The 17187-nt window shown below is 57.8% G+C and carries 16 protein-coding genes; 5 read left to right on the top strand and 11 right to left on the bottom strand.

Annotated features, from left to right (window positions below; translation table 11 throughout):
• Positions 1-97 precede the first annotated feature (97 nt).
• The gene (locus FHT77_RS20120) at positions 98-622 is read left to right on the top strand and encodes a DUF2934 domain-containing protein (RefSeq protein WP_183756676.1); all 525 of its coding nucleotides are present in this window, start codon (positions 98-100) and stop codon (positions 620-622) included.
• A gap of 246 nt (positions 623-868) precedes the next feature.
• Here FHT77_RS20120 and FHT77_RS20115 read toward each other — a convergent pair whose 3' ends face one another.
• The 4 genes from FHT77_RS20115 to FHT77_RS20100 form a co-directional block, all read right to left on the bottom strand.
• Complete coding sequence (locus FHT77_RS20115) at positions 869-2608, bottom strand: GAF domain-containing protein (RefSeq protein WP_183756675.1); 1740 nt, start codon at positions 2606-2608, stop codon at positions 869-871.
• 677 nt (positions 2609-3285) lie between these two features.
• Positions 3286-3546, bottom strand: coding sequence for a hypothetical protein (locus tag FHT77_RS20110; protein ID WP_183756674.1), 261 nt, complete (start codon positions 3544-3546; stop codon positions 3286-3288).
• Positions 3547-3701: 155 nt separating this feature from the next.
• A complete protein-coding gene (locus tag FHT77_RS20105) occupies positions 3702-4112 on the bottom strand; it encodes a MarR family winged helix-turn-helix transcriptional regulator (protein WP_246719952.1) in 411 nt (136 codons plus the stop codon).
• Between the two features lie 227 nt (positions 4113-4339).
• Positions 4340-4621, bottom strand: coding sequence for a hypothetical protein (locus FHT77_RS20100; protein ID WP_183756672.1), 282 nt, complete (start codon positions 4619-4621; stop codon positions 4340-4342).
• A gap of 818 nt (positions 4622-5439) precedes the next feature.
• On the opposite strand from FHT77_RS20100, the gene FHT77_RS20095 reads away from it, so the two are divergent.
• Entirely contained in the window at positions 5440-6975 is a 1536-nt protein-coding gene (locus tag FHT77_RS20095) for a sensor histidine kinase (RefSeq protein ID WP_183756671.1), read from the top strand.
• A 193-nt stretch (positions 6976-7168) separates the two neighbouring features.
• Here FHT77_RS20095 and FHT77_RS20090 read toward each other — a convergent pair whose 3' ends face one another.
• Positions 7169-8941 (bottom strand): adenylate/guanylate cyclase domain-containing protein, encoded by a 1773-nt coding sequence (locus FHT77_RS20090; RefSeq protein ID WP_183756670.1) that lies wholly within the window; start codon positions 8939-8941, stop codon positions 7169-7171.
• Positions 8942-10061: 1120 nt separating this feature from the next.
• On the opposite strand from FHT77_RS20090, the gene FHT77_RS20085 reads away from it, so the two are divergent.
• Positions 10062-10364 (top strand): hypothetical protein, encoded by a 303-nt coding sequence (locus FHT77_RS20085; RefSeq protein WP_183756669.1) that lies wholly within the window; start codon positions 10062-10064, stop codon positions 10362-10364.
• Between the two features lie 74 nt (positions 10365-10438).
• Here the strand turns inward: FHT77_RS20085 and FHT77_RS20080 are convergent, their stop codons facing one another.
• The gene (locus FHT77_RS20080; RefSeq protein ID WP_183756668.1) at positions 10439-10849 is read right to left on the bottom strand and encodes a hypothetical protein; all 411 of its coding nucleotides are present in this window, start codon (positions 10847-10849) and stop codon (positions 10439-10441) included.
• A 102-nt stretch (positions 10850-10951) separates the two neighbouring features.
• A complete protein-coding gene (locus FHT77_RS31440) occupies positions 10952-11134 on the bottom strand; it encodes a hypothetical protein (RefSeq protein ID WP_246712726.1) in 183 nt (60 codons plus the stop codon).
• A gap of 1419 nt (positions 11135-12553) precedes the next feature.
• Between FHT77_RS31440 and FHT77_RS32290 the strand changes: the two genes are divergently transcribed.
• Entirely contained in the window at positions 12554-12697 is a 144-nt protein-coding gene (locus FHT77_RS32290; protein WP_348649630.1) for a hypothetical protein, read from the top strand.
• Between the two features lie 146 nt (positions 12698-12843).
• Positions 12844-13434, top strand: coding sequence for a hypothetical protein (locus FHT77_RS20065; RefSeq protein WP_183756667.1), 591 nt, complete (start codon positions 12844-12846; stop codon positions 13432-13434).
• Positions 13435-13452: 18 nt separating this feature from the next.
• Here the strand turns inward: FHT77_RS20065 and FHT77_RS20060 are convergent, their stop codons facing one another.
• From FHT77_RS20060 to hyi, 4 genes are read right to left on the bottom strand one after another with little or no spacing between them, the layout of a single operon-like run.
• The gene (locus FHT77_RS20060; RefSeq protein WP_183756666.1) at positions 13453-14052 is read right to left on the bottom strand and encodes a hypothetical protein; all 600 of its coding nucleotides are present in this window, start codon (positions 14050-14052) and stop codon (positions 13453-13455) included.
• Between the two features lie 44 nt (positions 14053-14096).
• Positions 14097-15365, bottom strand: coding sequence for a glycerate kinase (locus tag FHT77_RS20055; RefSeq protein ID WP_183756665.1), 1269 nt, complete (start codon positions 15363-15365; stop codon positions 14097-14099).
• 56 nt (positions 15366-15421) lie between these two features.
• Positions 15422-16306, bottom strand: coding sequence for a 2-hydroxy-3-oxopropionate reductase (locus tag FHT77_RS20050; protein ID WP_183756664.1), 885 nt, complete (start codon positions 16304-16306; stop codon positions 15422-15424).
• A gap of 3 nt (positions 16307-16309) precedes the next feature.
• Positions 16310-17125, bottom strand: a complete 816-nt coding sequence (gene hyi, locus FHT77_RS20045; protein WP_183756663.1) for a hydroxypyruvate isomerase — start codon at positions 17123-17125, stop codon at positions 16310-16312.
• Between the last annotated feature and the right edge of the window lie 62 nt (positions 17126-17187).

The following is a 17187-nucleotide window of genomic DNA, read 5'->3' as shown; positions in this document are numbered from 1 at the left end:
GCGGCCACACCACTTCTTTGCTCGTTTTTTTTGATTTTTTTTGTGCAACGGAACCGGCTCCCGCCTGCGGCGTTCGCCTTCCCAAAAGAGGCAGCACATGGATCAGGAAGCATACAACTGGATCAGCAGGCGCGCTCACGCCCTGTGGCAGGGCGAAGGATGCCCGCACGGGCGCGACCGCGATCACTGGTCACAAGCCGTGGCGGAATGGGGGACACTCGGTCAAGGCAATTCGGCGCAAACAATTGAGACGACTGTCAAAAAGGTTCTCGTGGTCGATGATGAGCCGCTGATTCGTTTTGCGGCGGTGGACGCCCTCGAGGCAGAGGGCTTCGATGTGCTGGAAGCGGGAAGCGCCGATGAGGCGTTGGTCATTCTTCAAAGCAACGAGATCGACGCAGTCTTTACCGACGTCAACATGCCTGGCTCTACGGACGGCCTTGGCTTGGTGAGCCGAGTGCGGGCACAGTTTCCCCGGACGCGGGTTATCGTAACATCCGGGCACGTCCGACTTGGCGCCTTTGACCTCGCGAGCGGCGTCTCCTTCATTTCGAAACCATATGCGCATGACGCGCTGATCGGGATGCTTCGGGCCCATGTTGATCGACCAGGCAACCGTTGATTCTCGGAGGTTAAATGAAATGGCAGGGACGTCGTCAGTCTGACAATGTCGAGGACGGCGCGACGAAGGTGGGACTCATGGAAACTGTCCGGTCGCGCTGGAGGCCTCAGCCTTCCAGTCGGCCGTCGCGGTGGCGGGCTCAGCATCGGTACCATCATCTTCCTGGTGGTGGTCTGGCTTAAAGGCCGTGGGCGTGGATCATGATTATACGCACTACGGGGACCGTAGCATCAGTTGTCGTCGAGCCTAGGGATCCATCACGAGCATCGGCATACGGAAGGTGAAACGCGTTTCGATTTCGTCGGAGAAAACATCGATCTGCCCTCCATGGGCTTTTGCGATCTGCGACGAAATATAAAGGCCGAGACCAAGCCCATGGGCAGGCGCCATCCCATCGGCGCCGGTGAAGGGCATGAACAGTCTGTCGATCCGATCTTTAGGAATCGGCCGACCTCCATTCGAAACGCAAACTTCAATTGCACCCTCAGCCGTAATTCCGGTGATGACAATCGGTTTGTCGGCGGATCCGTGCGTGACGGCGTTCGAAACCAGGTTCGAAAACATCTGCGCAATCCTAGGGTGGTCCGCAACGACCGGCGACGAAAAATTGAACGACGCTGAGATACGCCTTTCCGGATGCGCCACCTGAAGCTCGCCCACGACATGCTGCAGCGTATCGGTCAGATCACCATGGAAAACTGTCAGGGTTATTCCACCTCCAAGCCGTGCCCTGGCCAGATCCATAAGATTATCGACCAGCCCTGCCATCCTCGATATGCTCGATTTCATGAGCTTCAGCATAGCTGGGGTTCGGTTGGTCCATCCTTCCTGAAGCATGCGGCTTGCGCCTGCGTCGACGGCGGCGAGCGGATTGCGCAGATCGTGTCCAAGTATCGCGATGAACTGCTCGCGAAGCTCGGCAAGCTCCCGCTCACGTTCAAGAGATTCTTGCGCGGCCTGCAACCTTTCGCCGGCGTCGAGATGGTGCGCAATCAGTTCGGCAAAGAGCTTGAATGTTCCAATCACCATTGGGTCGTTGACCTTGGCCGGACTGGAGTCGATTGCGCAAAGCGTACCGAAGAACGTTCCGTTCGCCAATATGATTGGCATCGAGATATAGCTCCGCAGCCCGTAGATCTGCGGCGTATGGTGGTCGCGGTAACGTGGGTCAACCTCGGCGTCATCAAATACGATAGGCTGGCGGTGATCACGGATTTCGTTGCAGAGCGTTGTTTCTACTGGCAGCTCATCGCCTGGCTTGAGGCCGAAACCGACGTGATCCAGAGCCTGACAGGTGATCCATTTCGTCTCGGTAACCCGTGCCACGGCGGCAAACCCCATGCCAGTCATGCGCAGCACGATATCGAGGATAATCGGAACGGCATCGATATTGCCGACGAATTCGATATCCCTTGCAAAATCATCGACGAACTGTTGGCGGCCAGCCGGATCGGTGCCTTTCGCGTTCACCAGTTGATCCGAAAGGGACGCGATAAAGTCGACATTCTCGATAGCTGCCGCGGCGGCCTCTGCGAGTGCTTCGAGCGTCTCGATCTCCCACCGCGAGGGAGTGTATGCCTGCGACCAGTAGGCGCCAATCGCGCCGATAGGATCGCTCGGGCGAACAGGAGCCATTGCGAGTGCCCGGACAAAGGTGCCGGCATAGAGCTCGATTGGAATGCGGTCATCCTGGGCAATATCGGGGACAACAACTGTCTGGCGATTGATCATTGCCCAACCAGAGATACATGCGATCGCGGGGAATTTCTGCCCCTTCCAGAGTGGCTCGATCGCATCCTCCTCCACATAGCGGCAAAGGTCCCCTTCCCGTCGGATGACCGTAATGCCGTCGCAGCCAACCAGAGAGCGCGCCGTTCTGCGAATTGTCTCGATGACCTCTTTCACTGAACGTGCACGCGCGATCGCCGTCGTTGCTCTGGTCAAGCTCCCCAATGGAGTTTGAAAGATCTGGTCGTTAAGGGCCATATTTTCCTCCTCCAAGCCTGATGGATGACGAATCCCAACATTCCTTCTTCTACTGGATCAAACAAAACGTGTTGATGGCCGCCTGTGGAATCAACATTGGCGTCAGAAGCTGGCGCCAATTTCCGAGTGAAAATAACACGCTTGAGATAAATGCCGCATGAACCAGTTATGTCTTCTAGCGTACCAACTCCTGGCGGAAAAGTTGATTAATGTCATCGAGAAGTGAACCCCTGCCTCGCCTATCAGCTACGGTCCTTGTCGTGGAGGACGAACCGCTCCTGCGCCTTGCGATCGTGGCGATCTCCAGGATGAGGGCTTTACCGTCCTCGAGGCTTCGGGCGCCGCCGCGGCGATAGGCATCATCGAAAATCATCCCGAGATCACGCTGCTGTTTACCGATATCGACATGCCGGGAACAATGGATGGATTGTTGTTGGCGGCTTTCGTACGGGTCGGTGGCCACCAATCAAAATCATCGTCACATCGGGGCATCGTGTCCCCGATAGTAGCCAGCTTCCCATCGGCACGCCTTTCATGAGCAAGCCCGACGTTGCCAATGAGGTTGCCTCTGCGGTCCGGCTTTTGACCGGGGCATGATCTTTCGCGGCTTTGCGCCTAGAAGGAACGGAGAAACACTCAACTGCCGAGCGTGGCCTGAGGCCGGCATCCCTGGCGCTTCAGTTAAGCACCGGGCCGCGCTCGAGAAGCGTATGGCCACAACGGATGATGCCTGCCTGGACAGGCACGACATCAATCAGTGCGGCGATTGCAAATTCGTGCCGCTGGCCCCCAGCCTGAACAAGGACTTTACCGTTCGACAGAATGACTTCGTTGGCGACAATATTTCTTTCCTGCCCATTGTCCGAGACTGCCACGATGAACATGTTTGTAGTGCCTTTTCCCAATTGTCCGGAAAACCCTGCATAGAATTTCAGCATCAGGTTATCGAAAGGTTAGCAATTTTTTCTTTCGATTGCTTTCTCGTACAAATCACCAAAAAAGATCTACTAAAATGACTCTTATATAAACGCCGGCAGATACTTTATGCCTGCTCATATAGTAGGAATTTAGACGTTGCGTCCTCCCCCCCACACTACTTCACCGGTATGGTCTTCAGTCCTCGTCTCTGGACGAGTGATTTCAAAATCTCATCAAGCGCGACACGCTCCTGCCCGGTTAACACGTCGAAATACTCTGCGTCGTTTTGATCCGCCAGAGCCGCTAGGCGCGGAACCTTTTCACGTCCCGCCACAGTCAGGACCAAGCTGTGGGCGCGCCGATCCCGATCATTCCCGATGCGGTCGATGAAGGCTTTTGTCGCGAGGCGATCAGCGAGCTTGCTGACCGTGCCTTTGGTCATGTGCATTTTCTCTGCCAGGACTGACGGAGAGATTGGCCCCTCATCATAGAGCGAACGCATGAGTACCCACTCGGCGACCGTTACGTCCTCCACGGCAAGGCGTCGAGCGAACCCGTGTGAAACGGCATTGGATATCATTCTCATCCAATAGCCTGTATGGGAGGTAAGGTCAGATACCATTGAGCGGCAACCAATTCGTTGACTAGGAAACTAGACGAATTCGTTTCGTAGTCAACCAATGTTTTCGCATGATCGATGGGCATTGGAAAAGCAGCGCGTCGTCGACCGCCCACGGCGCCGGGAACGCCATCTGGGTTGGCTCGGGTTCCGAGAGCGTTGCCCCGAGATCCTGGACCCGCCGGGGCACGGGCCTAGTTGAGAAGAGTCTCGGGCTTCGATCTGTTGGAAAACTGGTGCATCAGCATAATACCCTGCTCAAGAAGCAATTCTGCGGCCGCCATCTCTCGGGGTGCGAGATCTCCGGATAAACCGCGAATGGTGTTTGCCAAGCAGGTGGAGTTGGCAACGAAACGTGCATCACCGTTTTCCTCTGCCTCACTTGCCGTCGCCTCGAGCGCGCTGGCGACCGCTTCCAGCAAGCTGGAACGCTCAACCCGCGTCATCTCGTCCAATGTCTTCGAAATGATGTTCACGATGCCTCCTTACGTGCAGCCCGATTGCCGGGTCGCGGCGTTTGTTCCAAGGTGAAGTCAACTGATTACTCCGCAAATAATGGTTGCGGCACGAAGACACAAATCATACCAGTCAAGCGTCGGATGCATGGGTTGAACCGCGACATCCCCTGCAAATGCTACATGTCGCGGCTGGTGCGCGCTTTCAACTCTCCCGATCGATAAATGTACCTGTGGCCTGTCTCGTGATCAGGATGGGAAATCTCGATCTCGATAGCTTCGGCAAGGGAAAGGCCTGCTTTGCGTTCATGATCCCCAGGGCCAGACGCTCGCCTTTCGAAGTGACCGCAACCTCGACGTCATCTTTTACTCCTTGTCGACTGTAATCAACAACGGTCGAGGAGTCGTCCGGTTCCGAAGAGATGGGAACGTATAGGGAACCTGACCGGCTAAGCGGGACCGGTCCTGAATGCCGATGGACGACGTCCATGCGCCCTCCTCGGGGGAAGTCCCTCGCTCGCCCGACGTTACACGGAAATCCGGCCTGATTGACCCGCCGGATGGTCTGGACATCCCTGATAACGCACAGAAGAGAGATCGGGGCCCCTCAGCTTCCCGCGTCTTGGTCAAAAACCGTACAAACGATAAGAGATTATTTACAACCCTCCCTATGTTTCTGAATTGGCAAGGATTTCGCGTTCCCCTGCCGGTCTCGCGCCGCCTTGAAAGCTCCTCGTTTCCAGGGAAGTCACGACGCTGACCGCAAACCCCGTTGCGCCGAACACCTAACACGTTACAACATTTATTACCGCCTCCATGTGATGAGCAAGACAGGATTGATGACGAAGCGCGACAAAGCTGAGACTTCACTGGGAAAGGCATCAGTTGCGATCATCGTTTTGATGTTTTTTGCCCTACTTGGCGTTTTGTCTGTCTGGCTGATAACGAGTTATCGAACGACCGTCCATCGCGGCGACGAACGGATCATCGCAGCGTCGAAGATTGTGGCGGCGAATGCCATATGGATGAATTCGCTGGCACGGGAAACGCTGCACCGGATCGATGATAGTCTTGGAGCAAACATTCCAGTGCCGGGCCCCGACCGTGTCCACGACCTGAACGCGGCTGTCGCGGATCTGCCCTCGCAGGTGACCGCTTATGTGCTTGGACCGGACGGGCGGACACTGTTTTCCAACGACCCCAACATCCGCAAGGTCGATGTCACCGACCGGGACTACTTCGTGCGACTTCGCAACGGGGCGGATGACTACACGTCCGCGTTGATCCAGAGCCGTCTTTCCGGTCGCCAGATCTTCGCTTTCAGCCGCAGACTGGAGCGCAATGGCATGTTTGCCGGCGCGGCCGTCATTGCTTTTGATGCGAGCATCCTGAAGCCGGTGTGGGACGCCGTGGCGCTGGGAAAAAACTCGACAGTGAGCCTGATCCGGCGCGACGGGCAGCTTGTCGCACGCCATCCGGAACCTGACGGGCCGGTCAACATGAAGGACTATGTGCTCTTCACCGACTACATGAAAAAATCGACGACAGGCGTCTACCGCGCGCGCTCCCCGGTGGATGACCAGGACCGGCTGGTCGCCTATCGAATAATCGAACGCACCCCCTTCGTGGCTATTGCGTCCGCAGATATGGCGCTGATCATGCAGCCCTTTTGGAATGACGTGGAGATCGCGATCGCCATGATCATTCTGGCCGTCATCGGCGCGCTTGCTGCAGCTTACTGGATACGCGGCCTCATTCGCGTCGATGCGGTGCACGTATTGGAACTCGCGGACGCAGTGAAGGCGAACGAGATGTTGATGCGAGAAATCCACCACCGCGTCAAAAACAATCTCCAGACTGTTATAGCACTCATTCGCATGCAGGGGTTCGAGCCCGAAGCTGTCAGCAAGGTCAATGAACGGATCTCCGCGATGTCGGCAGTGCATGAGCAAATGTACGGGTTTGACCAATTCGCGGGAGTGGCGGCTCGTGATTTCGTACCGGGATTTGTCGGGAAGCTTGTCAACATGCACGCCCTCAACATTGAAACGACGTTTGATGTTGATGATTTTGTTGTCGCCGCCGACAAGGCTACCCCGCTCGCCCTGCTTCTCAACGAACTCGTTGCCAACAGCATGAAATATGCGTTCAGGGGCCGGCAGACTGGGCGAATTCACGTGGGGCTGAAGGTTCTCGACAATGAGGTCTGCCAACTGGTCGTCTCCGATAACGGCATCGGTTACGGTGGACAGACGAAAAAACCAGGCATGGGAACGCGGCTGATCGCTGCCTTCGTCAAACAGCTCAAAGGATCGTTTGAATATACCAGATCCAACGGCACCCATTTTGTTGCGAGCCTGCACCTCATCAAGTGACGTCGGCTGTGCAGCACGCGTCTGATCATTGTAGCGCCCTGTCTTCAGGCCAAATCCTTTCGACGGCCATCGTGGGGCCGGCTCATTGATGACGCTATCACGCGCCTGAACAGGACGCGGGACAGATATGCGCGAGAGACTGGCCGATTGGCGGAGCCGCATGAAAGCTGGCGACGATCCCGGGCGATGACAATCAGTCGGTGAGGCCAGCCTTGCGCAAGCCGTCGACAATGCGCTCGAAATCGGCAGGGTTTTTGTAGGGTAGCACTTTTCGCCTGTGCTCCAGGGAATAATCGGGATTGATCCGGAACACTTCCTCCCACTCCCCGCGCGCTTCCGCGAAGCGGCCCAGGTGACCATAGCTCGCCGCCAGCAACACGCGTGAGATGTCGGTGAATGGATTGCGGACAAGCCGTCGCTTCAGGATGGCAACGGCCTCCTCGTACCTGCCCAGCTGGAACATTGCCTGTGCGTGGAAGTGCAGGAAGATGTCCGGATAATATGGATTTAGGGCCATTGCCCGCTCGAAACAAACGAGGGCTTCGTCGGGCCTGCCCGCATAGTGAAGCGCGTTCCCGAGGCTCTCGTGACCCTCGACAAGGTTGGGAGCAAGCGCGATCGCGCATTCAGCCTCCCGGATGGCCACGTCAAGCCGTCGCAGGTACAAATTGACGACGCCCATCGCCCAATGGGCGTACGGATATCGATCGTCGATCGCCACCGCCTGCGTCGCAGATCCGGACGCCTGTTCCAGCGATCTCAACGGCGATTCGCTCCACTGGTTGACGTAGGCGAGCGCGTGCGCGACGGCGAGGAACGCGTGGGCCGGGGCGAATTTTGGGTCCAGATCAATGGCGCGTTGCAACAATTGGCGGCCCTGAATGTTCTGCTCTCTCGTCAGTCGCCACATCTGTTCACGCCCCCGGAGGAAGAAGTCATAAGCCTCCAGATTTTGGGTCTGCTCGGTTGCGAGCCGCTGCTGATCCCCGGCCGCGAGCTTGACTTGCAGAGCACCGACGATCTGCTGGGTGACGTCATCCTGCACCGCGAAGATATCGCTGAGGTCGCGGTCGAAACGCTCAGCCCAATGGTGGCCGCCAGTGATCGCATTGATGAGCTGCGCGGTGATCCTCACCTTATTGCCTGATTTGCGCACGCTCCCTTCCAGCACGTAGCGCACATTGAGGCTGTGGCCCACCTCCTGCACGTTCACGTTCCGGCCCTTGAACGTAAACGACGAGTTGCGAGCGATGACGAACAACTGCGACAGCTTCGACAAAGCGGTGATGATATCTTCGCAGATGCCGTCGGCGAAGTACTCCTGCTCGGCATCGCCGCTCATGTTGACGAAGGGCAGGACGGCAATCGAGAGCTCGGGTGGCAATGGGGCCGGCGCACGAGCAACAGCGCCGGCGGTCACTGCTGGCTTTGCCTCCGCGGCCGCGCCGATCTGGAGCGAATAGATCCGGATTGGCTCGGCTATGTTCTTTAGATGCGTGTTGCCGAGATCGCTGACGGAGAGATCGAGCCTCGCCCTGACCTGGCGATAGGCGTCTTCGGACAGGCAAACGGCTCCGGGGGCAGCGATACCCTCCAGACGCGAGGCAATGTTGACGCCGTCGCCCATCAGGTCACCATCGCTTTCCTCCACTACATCTCCCAGATGGATGCCAATCCGGAACTCGATGCGCCGATCCTGCTGAACGCCGGCATTGCGCTCGACCATGCCGTTCTGCACCTCGATGGCGCAGCGCACGGCATCGACAACGCTGCGGAATTCAACCAGCGCTCCGTCTCCGGTGCGCTTGATGACACGGCCGTGGTGCACGGCGATGGTTGGATCGATGAGGTCGCTGCGCAGTGCCCGCAACCTTGCAAGGGTGCGATCTTCGTCCTCGCTGGCGAGCCGGCTGTATCCGACTACGTCCGCGGCCAGAATTGCGGCGAGCTTGCGGTTCTCACTCATGAGCCGTCCCTCATTTCCACGATAGCAGGAAGACAGAGTTAGGGGAACTTCTGCACGGAGCGATCTCGGCTGAGATGAAATTCTCCGGTGGATGCAACCTGCAGCGTGTTCGCCGCGATGTTTTCTTTCGGGCAACGGCAAAGATTCCCCGCAGAAGGCGCGAAGTTCTCTGCCCCACCTGACGCTTGTGACCGGCGAGGAATTTTCACGACCAAGCATTGGCCCTTAGCGCCAACAAATCGATACCTTGTCTGCCTGGTGACGCCGAGCTCGGCGCAAAGGTCGGCGGCCTTCGCCTTAGGCCCAGGGCAGCCCGGACGAGGCGCAGTTTTTCGCCGGTGTCATAAAAAGCGCCCGCCGTTCGACCGCGGGCGGTGCGGCATGAATCCAACCATCAAGCTCTACACTGCGGTCTCGGGCCGATAAGGGCTCTTTCATAGAGATCAGCGCCGCGGCCGCAAGCGACGCGGTTCATGTCCTCGACGCACTGATGGAATGCTGGTCTCGCCGTTACCGGGCCCCATGTCGATGCCCACGGTGTCAGCGATCCGGTCTTCGCATGCTGCCATGCACTCGGTCTCACCTGCAGCCCCGCCGACTCAGGCCTGTTTCCAATTGAGTGATCAGTCTGCGAAGCAACCCACCAGGCAAGCCCCGACATGATTTCGCTTACGCCTCATGTGCCGGGGCGACAGTCCAATACCGTTTCGGCTGAGGCATGCTTCTATCCTTGCGGGCCACGGCCGTTCCTCCAGGCCCTCGTCGGTGGACTGAGCGACGCCGGCATCGATCGAAAGCATATCCTGTTCGGACCCACGGATGAACAGATTTCGGCGTGAATTTCAAAAGGATGGAAGTTGCTCGAGTGCCCGGAGTGCCTTGTTTCCCTGGCGTGCAGGATGCCCCCATTCTTTCCGAGGCCACCCGGCTTTCGTATCGGTCTTTGACCGATATACCGCTGCCGATCTTGTTCGCAGAAAGGCGGATCTCAGGGTCTTGCTCGCATCCTGATTACCCATCTCAGACAAACGCTCGGGACCGGCTCAGAGGGCGACGAACGGGGTTAAAGTGATCCATAGCTTTCCCTGTCTCGTAGAATGCGGTTTGCGGGAGGCAAGGCGTGGAATCTCCAAAACATCAGAGTGTACGTGAGTTTCACGACCTTTCGCTGGAACAGCGGAAGGTCGTGGTAGCCGAAGCCCGTGATCGCATGCGGGAGCTGTCACGCAACATGCGGAGCATTGGCAGAAACGATATCGTTGAACTTCTCGACAAGATTTGTGAGGGCCTTCACGTCGCGAGTTTTCTGTCCGATCCCGATGGTGCTGGATTGTTGCAACGTGCACTGACTATGATGGACGCGGTCGAATCCGAGATCGCCGCTGTGGCGGCCGCGGCAGGCAAGTGCACAACGAGGCATTGAAGGGAACCACCTGCTCAGCGAAGGGTGCTCTTACGTTTTTTTTAAGCCTTGCTAAGGACGCAGCGTGCTGCCTGTCAGATCCTGAGCGGCCCCGCTTCGAGATTAACCGTCTGCTGTAAAACGCATACCATGCGGCCCTCCTTGTCGCTCATCTGCAGGTCCAATTCAGCGGTAGCGGGCACATCGACGGCAATTTGCACCACTGCCATCGCCCCACCTTTGATCTGATTGGTTTGACGGGGCTGAGACGTACCGGAGGACGAGTGTTTGGACACCGCAATTTCGTATGACCCGTCAAAATCGGCGTTCGCCTCCAGAAATGGAACGATCAGGCCGGAAGAGATACGAACACCGCACTCAGCGATTCGGGGATCGGATATCTTTCCGTTCACAATCTGATCGGTTGTCTCCTCAGCCGAGACCAGGAAGGAGGACCAAAGGGATGCCATGGTACAAAGGCAGATAAGTTTTAGACGTTCACGCATTGGTCCGCCTCCGGTTGAGCCATTCTTTTCATGCACGTGAAAAAGCGAGGTTGAAATGAGACTGGCATTGTCGACGCGACAGGCCTTTGCATATGATGGCTCTTAGAATGGCGCCCCCGTTACGGGATTTACCACAGGACGCTCACTTTCGTCCTTGGCGCCCGAAGGCTGAACCGTTGTCGGCGCAAGGGATTCCCTGTCCGCGGGCTCTGGTTTTTCAGGGACCGGTTTGACACCCTTTGGTCGACGTTGTTCGGCCGTAGCGTTCGTGTCGTTCGTCTTCATGAACTTACTCCAATGAAATATGTCATTGAAGAACGGATGACGTAAGGCTCTGTTCCCCGCGGTGTGACCGCAGCCCTGCGAAGACATTGAGGCCAAAAAACAATTTGAACATACCACCGGAGCGGTGTCGGAAGGCCCGCAGCCCGCATCGTTCTGCTATGCCAGAAAGCAAAAGAGCGGCATGAAGGAGGTGTTGCCACCAAGCTGATTACACGAGGACTGCGATCTCCCGCTGCAGCTCTTCCGTAAGGCCGCCGATCTCGCCCAGCTTCGCTTCCAACTCCCCTGCACCTTCGACCATACGCAGCCCTCCCGAGGCACCCTCAGGAGATAGAATCAGCGTTCATCGGAATCTTGTGGCAATTGTTCCATAATGCCGCAAAAAAGCCTGCCGCGGGAGGAGGTGCGGCAGGCTCTTCTGAAAGAGTAGAACAGCAACTGGGAGGAGGATTGTTGCTGTCCAATGCAAAGAGCCATGGGAGGAGGGTTGGCCCTTCACGTAACGCAGCGCTACGGGAGGAGGTGTAGTGCGTCGTTGAAATTGTCATACCAACCCGATCGCACAAATAGTACGCAAATCTTCGCAACGTAGACATGCGCTCAGCGCATATCCGAAAATACACGCCAGAAAACAATGAAACGCCCGCGACTTGAGCGCGGGCCTTTTGAAGTTCACTCATGACCTCGGAGTTTGGCTGCTCAGCGAGGCTCTCGATATTTGCGATCTCGGAGCCTGCCATACCGAAATCGTCGAGTTCGCGCTTACTCATACGACCAAGCTTGGAAACCGCCCGACGGTACTTGCGCCAATGCGACAAGCACCCGCCTTTTTGAGCGCGAGCTTGCGATCTCAGCCATGATTCGATTGCATAGCTTTCCGTCGAAGGTTTCGAGTTCGCCCGAACAAGAAAAGGCTCGTCACGCGAAACGGGAGACGAGCCTTTGTCATTTCCGTGTTGCCTGTCACGATAACCTGTCCGTGACAATGACGACGATAGCGAAGACAGGTTAAGCAATCCCTAATATGTTAGGCCGAGTATCGCGCTCCATTTCGGCAGGTTGCCGGCAACATCAGGCGGGCCGGCCGCAAAGCCGCAAAGGTCAGGCGGCCCTGGCCGTCAGCTTGTCTTCCCGACCAAACATCCTCTCGAGGTGCAGGAAACAGATCATTCCGTCCGGCTGTCCAACGACACTGTCGGAAAAGCGTGTGCGAATGTCGTCGGCGACATCAGGGCGGCATTGGCGTTTCTCGTCAAGGACGCAGGAGCCTTGGGAGGCGGGCTTCAATGCAACGCCACAGAATGCGATTGCGACCGGAGCGGCGGACTTCCTTGCCCCATCCCCCTGCCCGATACAGCGTCTGGTCGAGGTGGCGCACAGCAAAGAAGTGGTCCGCTCGCTCGAAATGACGGGCCGCAAATGATCTTCGCCGCATCGTTGCATTGCTGCGTGCCCGCACAGGGCCATGATTTTTTTGCCTACGAACGCGCTATGGTCATGCACCGGGTGGCTCGCCGCATGCAGGCCTGCCGCACAGATACGCTTGCTGACTATACCGATTAATCTGCTGACCACCCCCGAGGAGGGCACGTTGGACCGATTGAGCGCTAGCGTACAGTTCTTCCGAAAGGCAGATGATCTGTTGATTCGCGAATCACAGCATGAAACAAAATGGAGCTCTGCTTGTCGCAAGGTTCGGAGCACCATTCATGTCGATTCCTGGCTTCTTGTATGGGACGTTTGACGGAAATGATCTTGCAATCATGCAAGGTGTATTCGACTGCATCAGTGCCGAGAGCTGGTTTACATCGCAGCAGGATCAGCGCGAGGAATTTGCCCGATTTGTCATCGTTATGTATGGACGGGGCCTTATCATTCCTGATCGGCTCGAGAGCCTTTGCCGTGTGGTCGCGAGAAAACAATTTAGCCGCGAGGAGCGCTTTTGTGAGTTGTCGGGAAAACGGATCTTGCTTGTCGAGGATGAATTTCTCGTCGCACTGGACGCAGAAGAACGGCTAAGGGAATTGGGCGTGACCGTTGTGGGGCCGGTCAGCACCGTGAGCGACGCGCTCAGAATTGTCGACACCGATGATGAACCGCTGGATGGGGCGCTTCTTGATATCGTACTCAACGGGCAGACCGTCTACCCAGTCGCCGCCTTCCTGGCGATGAAGCAGATCCCGATTGCATTTGTCACAGGATATGAGGGGCGGCAGGTTCCGGCCTTCTATCGGTCGGTTCCCACCTTCCTCAAGCCGGCCGACTGGGGCTTGATGGCCTCAGCAGTCTCGAGGGCTTGAACCGCGGAATTTGGCCGCCTATGCCAAAATGATCAGATCGACATTCATCGAATAGGGTGACATGACGCCAGCCGGCAGGAGGTCACCGGATGCGGCAAGGAACGATGAAACGTCGCTGGGTACGCGAGGTCTCTCTCCAGATGGCCAGATCCAGGAGCACGTGCCGGCATCGACGATGGCCCCCGCGGACCGGAAGCGGCATTGACGACGACCGGTCGCACCGCTCAGAAAGATCCACGGCCGCTGCAGCGGTGACTGTTCGATTGCGAGCGCAAAGCTCAGCGCATGATGTTCGTTGCTGTGCCCTTTTCCCGTCCGGCCGACGATGATTGCAACAGGCCCTTCCAGGTGAGCAGCATTTCTTGCGCGTGCGACCAACTCTGTTGCAGAGGCCGATGTCGCTGGCGCCAGGGATGCGTAGGGCGCCAATACGGTCTGGCAATACCTGAATGCGGCACGGCTGACCGCACCAAGACAGGCAAGCTGGGCGGTCCGCGGATGAAGGTGAACCGGGCCCGTTACGGCCGACGATAGCGCATTTACACCAGCCGCAAACAGTTGCTTCGCGATCAAGCGCATTTCGATGATCGTCTGCGCCGAACTCTGGGGGGATGTCATACCTGTTCCTCTCGCAGAGTGGCGTCCTGTTTCATGGATCCGGACTACTGGACAAGGATGGCGCGAAAGTCGTTGACATTGGTGCCGGTCGGTCCTGGTAGGAAAAGATCCCCGAGTGCGTGGAAGGCAGACCAGCTGTCATTGTTGGCGAGGAGCTGGGCTGGATCCCTTTGTTTTTCGAGGAGTCGCCTCACCGTTGTACCGTCGGCAAAAGCTCCCGCATTGTCTTCGGAACCGTCGATACCATCGGTATCGGCGGCAAGTGCCGAGATGGTTTCCAGACCATCTATGCGACGAGCCAGGGACAGCAGAAACTCGCTGTTGCGCCCACCTTTTCCGTTACCTCTGATCGACACGGTGGTCTCGCCACCGGAAAGAATGACGATCGGCTTTCGAAACGGGCGGTTCCGGCGCGCGACTTCGGCGGCAATCGCTGCATGCACCGCGCCAACGACCGAAGCTTCCCCTTCAATCGCGTCAGAGAGGATGACAGCCTCGACCCCAGATCTGCGCGCTGCCTCAGCGGCGGCTTCGAGCGAGGTGGCAGCGGATGCAACGAGCCTTGTATCATTCCGGGCATAGCGGGGATCGTTGGGCAGCGGCGCATCGTCCTTGCCGTTGCGGATATGGCGGAGAACGGCCTCAGGCAAATCGAGGCGATATTGATCGATGAGACGGAGTGCGTCGAGGCGGGATGTTGTGTCAGCGATGGTCGGTCCAGACGCGACAAGAGCGAGGTTGTCGCCTGGAATATCGGACACAACCAATGAAACAACACGTGCCGGATAGGCAAGTGCAGCAAGGCGGCCCCCCTTGATGCGTGAGATCTGCTTGCGGATGGCATTCATGGCGCCGATCGGGGCACCTGAGGCAAGCAATGCCTTGTTGACCGCCACTTCGTCGGAAAGCGTCAGATCCCCGGCAGGTGCTGGAAGGAGAGAAGAACCGCCACCGCAAATCAGCGCGACGACCAGGTCGTCCTCCGTCAGCCCACGGACAGTCGACATCAGTCGGGCCGAGGCGGCAAGCCCGCCCTCATCCGGTACCGGATGAGCCGCTTCGAGGACCTCGATGCGATCACATGGAACGGCAAAGCCGTAACGCGTGACCACGACACCAGAAAGCGGCCCGTCCCACAGCTTCTCGAAGGCGCGCGCCATCTGCGCGGCTCCTTTGCCGGCTCCGATCACCACGGTCCGCCCTTTCGGCGTTTCCGGCAGGCAGCGTTCGAGCATCCGGTCCGGATCGGCGGCCGCGACCGCGGCATCGAACAGTCCCTCCAGAAAGGCGCGGGGGTCGGCAATGGCCGGCATCGGGATTCTCCACTGGTCAGAACGGCCGGGAACCTCGTTCCCCGGCAAGGTCACGGTCACGCGACAGCGTGGTTCGCCATGCGCTCGAGCGCCCTGACGAGCCCGGAATGATCGAGCCCGCTGTCACCATTTGCGACGCACTGGTTGAAGAGTTCCTGTGTCGCGGCGGTATTCGGAAGCGAGATGCCGAGTGCCTTGGCGCCTTGCAGCGCAAGATTGAGGTCCTTCTGATGGAGCGAGATGCGAAAGCCCGGGTCGAAGGTTCGCTTGATCATCCTCTCTCCATGCACTTCAAGGATGCGCGACGACGCAAAGCCTCCCATGAGGGCTGACCGGACACGTCCAGGGTCCGCTCCCGCCTTCGACGCAAAGACGAGCGCTTCAGAAACGGCCTCGATCGTCAATGCGACGATGATCTGATTGGCGACCTTTGTGACCTGGCCATCGCCGCAATCGCCGACAAGGGTGATGTTCTTTCCCATCAGCTCAAATAACGGTAGCGCCCGCTCGAAGCTTGCCTCCGAACCACCCGCCATGATGGAGAGCGTGGCGTTTTTCGCGCCGACCTCGCCACCTGAGACGGGGGCGTCGATGTATTCGGCACCTGTCTTGCGTATCTTCGTCGCGAAGTCTTTCGTTTCGATCGGCGAGATCGAACTCATGTCGATGACAAGCTTGCCGGCCGACAGACCGAAGGCAACGCCGTTTTCTCCGAAGAGCACATCCTTGACCTCGGGCGTATCAGGCAGCATCAGGATGATCGTGTCGACGGCTTCAGCAAGCGCCCGCGGTGTTTCGACGAACTGCAGGCCGTTATCGACGAGTTCCTGTCGCGGCGGGATGGAAAACCTTGAGGTGACGATCGTGTGCCCGGCGTCCTGCAGGTGACGTGCCATGGGGGTGCCCATGATGCCCAGGCCAATAAATCCGATTGTTGCCATTTTCTAGCTCCTGATCTTAAGAATGCTTGCGCTTTCGGTCGCTTTGCTTGCAGTGGCGAGCCATGCCAGGCCTGCCTCGGTAGTTGTGCGCGGTTTGTATTCGCAGCCGATCCAGCCGTCGTAGCCGAGGCTGTCCAGCGCATCGAAGAGGAAGGGGTAGGCGATCTCGCCCGTGCCCGGTTCATTACGGCCTGGATTATCGGCCAGCTGGACGTGGGCTATCCGTCCCTGGTGTTTCCTGAAGGTGGCGATCAGTTCACCCTGCGTGCGTTGCTGGTGATAGAGGTCGTATTGAATGAAGAGATTTTCACTGTCGACTTCAGCGATGATCGATGCCGCCTGATCGGGCGTATTGAGGTAGAAGCCCGGAATATCGAAGCGATTGATCGGTTCAATCAGAAGCCGGATTCCGCTTTTGTCCAATTCGCGGGCAGCGAAGGTAAGGTTTTTGACAAAGGTCGCCCGAAGCACGTCGTCAGGTACGCCAGCTGGAATGATGCCAGACAGGCAGTTCACCTGCCTGCATCCGAGCGCAGTCGCATAGTCGATCGCAGAGGCGACGCCGCGACGAAACTCGTCCATGCGATCAGGCAGGATCGCAATGCCGCGCTCCCCAGCCGCCCAGTTGCCAGCTGGCAGGTTGTGCAGCACCTGGGTCAAGCCATGACGGGTAAGAGCACTGCGAAGCGTCTCCTTGTCGAAGTCATAAGGAAAGAGAAACTCGACGCCCTCAAATCCTGCTTTGGCGGCATGCGAAAAGCGTTCGAGGAACGGCACCTCGTTGAAGAGCATGGTTAGATTGGCCGCAAATCTCGGCATGGGTCGTCTCTCTGTTGGAGGCAATTTGATGCGGCGGTCTCACTGCATCTGGTTTTGGTTGA

The sequence above is a fragment of the Rhizobium sp. BK181 genome (genome assembly GCF_014193305.1).
Taxonomy (GTDB): Bacteria; Pseudomonadota; Alphaproteobacteria; order Rhizobiales; family Rhizobiaceae; genus Rhizobium.
Note: the sequence above shows the minus strand (reverse complement) of the source record. Positions and strands in the feature narration are given on the sequence as shown.